Annotated in this window: 3 protein-coding genes; 1 reads left to right on the top strand and 2 read right to left on the bottom strand. The window is 47.2% G+C overall.

Features of this window, described 5'->3' with window-relative positions:
* Both FJZ26_04580 and FJZ26_04585 read right to left on the bottom strand, forming a co-directional pair.
* Positions 1-2,541: hypothetical protein (locus tag FJZ26_04580; GenBank protein MBM3229680.1), on the bottom strand; the 2,541-nt coding region annotated here is incomplete at its 3' end.
* A gap of 186 nt (positions 2,542-2,727) precedes the next feature.
* Complete coding sequence (locus FJZ26_04585; GenBank protein ID MBM3229681.1) at positions 2,728-3,612, bottom strand: prenyltransferase; 885 nt, start codon at positions 3,610-3,612, stop codon at positions 2,728-2,730.
* A 210-nt stretch (positions 3,613-3,822) separates the two neighbouring features.
* On the opposite strand from FJZ26_04585, the gene FJZ26_04590 reads away from it, so the two are divergent.
* The coding region (locus tag FJZ26_04590) for a hypothetical protein (protein MBM3229682.1) at positions 3,823-4,228 on the top strand (406 nt) is incomplete at its 3' end.

The following is a 4,228-nucleotide window of genomic DNA, read 5'->3' on the forward strand; positions in this document are numbered from 1 at the left end:
GGAAATGTTCAATCCGCCTGAAGTGTTGATTTTTCCGGATAAGGTGCTGCCAGAAGTCAAAATAAAATTGACTGTGGTTGTGGCACCCTCCCTCACGCCAATCCCGAACTTGTTTTCCCTCGAGCAGCTGCTTCCCCAAAAGTCAAGGAATAATGAATAAACGCCGGGAGTCACACCTGAAATCTGGTACCTTCCATTTATCACATTAGCACCAAATCCGTTTTCAAAGCCTGTGCCAAAACCGACGTTGTTCTCGGATTTTGCAAAAATCCATCCGTTTTGGACCGGCACGCCGCTGCAGTTTACATCGCCTACAATGCTGCTCCCGGCCGAAAGCGATATGTTCAGGGCATAGTTGCCTGAGCCGGTTACGTTCACGTCCTTGACTGTTTTTTTGCCGAAATTGGAATTCCCAAATGGCTGTACTTCAACATCCCAAAGCCCTTGGCTTATCCCGTACACTTCGTAGCTGCCGTTTGACGGGCTAACCTGGCCAAATAGCTGCTGGCCAAAGAAATTTCCCGTAGATGCTGCCGGGCGCACCATTATGTTCATGCCTTGATTTACAGCTACCCCGCCACTTAGGACATAGCCATGGAGTTTTTGACCCTGTGAAAGCGTTATGTTCTGTGTTATGTTCGAGCCTGCAGTAACCTCAACATTTACACTTGCGCTTCCAAGACCCTGCCAAGAATTACCTTCGACTTGCAGTGTGTAATTCCCCTGTTTTAACGTGAACGAATATTGGCCATTTTGGTCTGTCTGGGAGCCGCCGCCCATGCAATCAACGCCAGACCCAAATACGCAGTTTGCCTTGACTGCTTTCACAAATGAAAACTTCAGGGGTGTTGGAGTCCCTGTGGCATTATTTAAGACAAATCCATTGACTGAACCGCCTTTTGAAAGCGTGAAGTTGTAGCTTCCTACTGAGGAGTTTTGGGGCAGGAAAACGCCATTACCAAGGAATGGGTCTCCGGACATTTCTGAGGCATATATGCTGTTTTGGTCCCTTGCCATAAGCATGTAAACGCCAGAAGTAAGATTAACAATGGTGAATGTTCCATTGGCATCAGTTGTTGCCGAGGTGCCGCAAAACTGGCTTGGCCCCTGTTGGTTCTGCAATCCCTGCTGGGTTTGGAAATTTATGGCAAATATAAGGACATTTGAAAGGTTTGCACCGCTTGTATTCACGACCCTCCCTGTGATTGTAGCATTTCCGCCGCAGTTTACAAATGGCGCGCCTCCGCCCCCTTCACCAGATGAAATGGTGACGTTTTGTGTTATTGCCGAGTTATTGAATATAGTCAGGCCGCCACTTGAGTTTCTAAGGTCGGATTGCTGTATAAAGATGCCGGTTCCCTGGGGGCCATTGCCTTCAATTTTGAAATTGCTTCCTGGCGGAATTCCATATATTATGTAAAATCCGCTTGCATTTGTGGTGTTTTGCGGACTTGGGCCTTGGAATGTGTTTATGCGGATTTGGATGCCGCTAGTCGCTTCAATGTTGCCATCGGGCCTCTTTACGTAGCCTTGGACTGTGACATTTCCCGTGCTTGGTGGCGGCGGCAGGTTCACTGTTATGCTGAGGTTGATTGTTGTGTTATTGTTGCCGCTTAGGAAAATATTTGCAACAGAACCATTGTTTATCCCTGTTGACATGACTGTATAATTGCCGTTTGGCAGATAAGAAAAATTGTAATAACCGCTCCCGTTTGACATGCCATTTGCAAAAAATGCGCCGCCTCGCGTCAGCATTAAGTTCTGGTTTATGATTGCCTGGGATTGATTTGAAGCATTTACGACATAGCCGGAAATTGTTGAGTTCCCTGTCGGCTGGACCTCCGGGGTAGCTGTCATGTTTATTGAGCCCTGGCCTGCAAGGGCGCAGGAAGAGGTTGCCGTTAGTGTGTAATTCCCTTCCAAGTTGAACATTACGCTAACATTAATGCGCCCGTTTGAAAAATTGCCCAGAGTCGAGCTTGTATTCAGCCTTACCGGGAAGGAATAAGTCGTTCCACCATCCAAGTAATACGAAACATTCACTTGTGTGGAGTTTACAATGTCGTTTGTGCAAGCCTGGTATGTGGCATTAAGGCTTCCGTTTGTCAAAAACATGCTCAATGTCAGGTTGAAGTAAGAGTTTTTTTGCACTGTCTGGCTGCTGACATTAAGCGTAAAACTTTGGTAGTTTTGAGGCGGTCCTTGCTGGCCCCCTTCCACTACGGTTATGTTAAGCTGCCCGCCCCCGGTTGCACCGCACGACGACGCGGCTGTGATAGAATGGTTTCCCGCCTGTGTTATATTGACTGACCAGTTGTTATAGCCGCCTACAAATGGTGTTGACGCATTCAGCACAACAGGGAACTGGAAATAAGGGCTTGTTCCATTTGATGCATAGCTTGTGCTGTTATTGGTTGCCGAGAAAAGCAGGTCGCTTGTGCAAGGCTGATATGAACCGTTAATTACTCCGGAAAAATTGGCAACTCGAAGTGAAAGATTGAACGGCACTCCTACTGTAAAATTAGCCTGGGTTACGTTCAATTCATATCTTTGGAAAACCTGGGCATGCAAATTTGCGGTGGAAATGGCCAAGACAAATACTAAAATGAGTGCTGGAAATTTATTTATTTTCACTCGGCATTCACCAATTTTTTAATCATTTAATGATTAATGTCATCATTCTAGTTTTATTGTAAATGCATCGTGTATATAAGCTTTACTCTAAACCTAAATTCTTCCAACAAGCAGCCCTGCAATTGTAAACAGGCTGCAGACAACAAGCATGTCCACAGCCTCCTTTACCCCAAGCCCGTAATCCTTGGACTCAAAATGCCTTCTAATATGGGCCGTCCCAAGAATCCCCAAAAGCCCGACTGCCAAAAACATTGGCGCCTTGCCAAGCAAAATCCCAGCGGCAAGCACAGCCCCCCCGACTAAAGTGAAAAGTGTGAATGCGCTTATTGCCGCCCCCGCGCCCCAGCTTGCAGCCAGGGTTTTTTTCCTGCTTTTTTTGTCAATTGCAATGTCTGGAATCTGGGCAACAAGAAGTATGTTTGACACAAGAACCCCGATGAACGCCGAAACATACCATCCAATCTCGCTAAAGCTTCCTGCCTGTGCAAAATAAACCGTCTGCAAAAGTAGCGGCCCCATGCCAACAAATGTTGCAATCTCCCCAAGCCCCCTATAGCCAAGGGCAAAAGGCGGCGCAGTGTAAAAGTACCCTATTGCAATGCCCAAAAGCCCCAGGGCAAGAACAACTGGGCTTATGCTGAGGCCAAGGTAAATGAAAAGGGCTGCCGATATGCCAAAACAGGCATAAGCCATGCGGATTATTTCCGACTCGGAAAACATCCTTGACTGTATTGCAAAGCTTCCCCCTGTCGGCCCGGTTTTTTTTGCCGGGTAGTTGCCGTTCTTATAGTCAAAATAGTCGTTTGAAAGGTTTGTCCCAAGATGGGCAAAAATTGCGGCAGCCATGGCAGCCAAAAACGGGACAAGCGAAAATTTCCCGTCGCCAAGCGCTATTGCACCACCAACAAGTGCAGGCAGGATGCTTGCCGCAAGAAATGGGGCCCTTGATGCCATTGCAAATTTTTTTATGAACTCCAAGAAATTCCCTCTCTAAATTTTATTCCAAATATAATCAAGGCCAATCATCGTTTTGTCAGCCTGCCTCCAGTCCGGCTGCCAACGTGTTGGGGCTTTAGGTTTTTTCATAGGCAGGGTTTAAAAAACACTCTCCTGATAACTTTGGTGCCTGGAACCAATGGCATTCATCAAGCTTCCTGAGACAAATCCCTAGAATTTCTAGGTTCTTCCATGGACTTAATCATATATTCAAACCCAGACCAGGTTAACGGCCACAGCGCAGCCCTGCTCGGCTTTGTCAAAACACGGCTGTCTGAGAAGGGGCTGGCATATGAAGTCATCGACCTTTATGCCGACAACTTCGACCCTGTGCTCAAGCAGGAAGAGCTTAGGGGCAGGCCCTCTGACAGGCTGGTGCTTTCCTACCAGGAAAAAATCTCAAGGGCAAGCAGGCTCATTTTCATCTTCCCCGTCTGGTGGTACACGACCCCTGCAATACTCAAAGGATTCATAGACCGGGTGTTTAGCGCAGGCTTTGCCTACAACTTCAAAAAAGCGCCGCAGGTGCCTGAAATCCTAAACCCTGTTCTTGGGTTTTTGGCAGGCCGAAAGTCGCTTTATGGCATTTTCATGTCCA

This window comes from Candidatus Parvarchaeota archaeon (assembly GCA_016866895.1).
Lineage (GTDB): Archaea > Micrarchaeota > Micrarchaeia > Anstonellales > VGKX01 > VGKX01.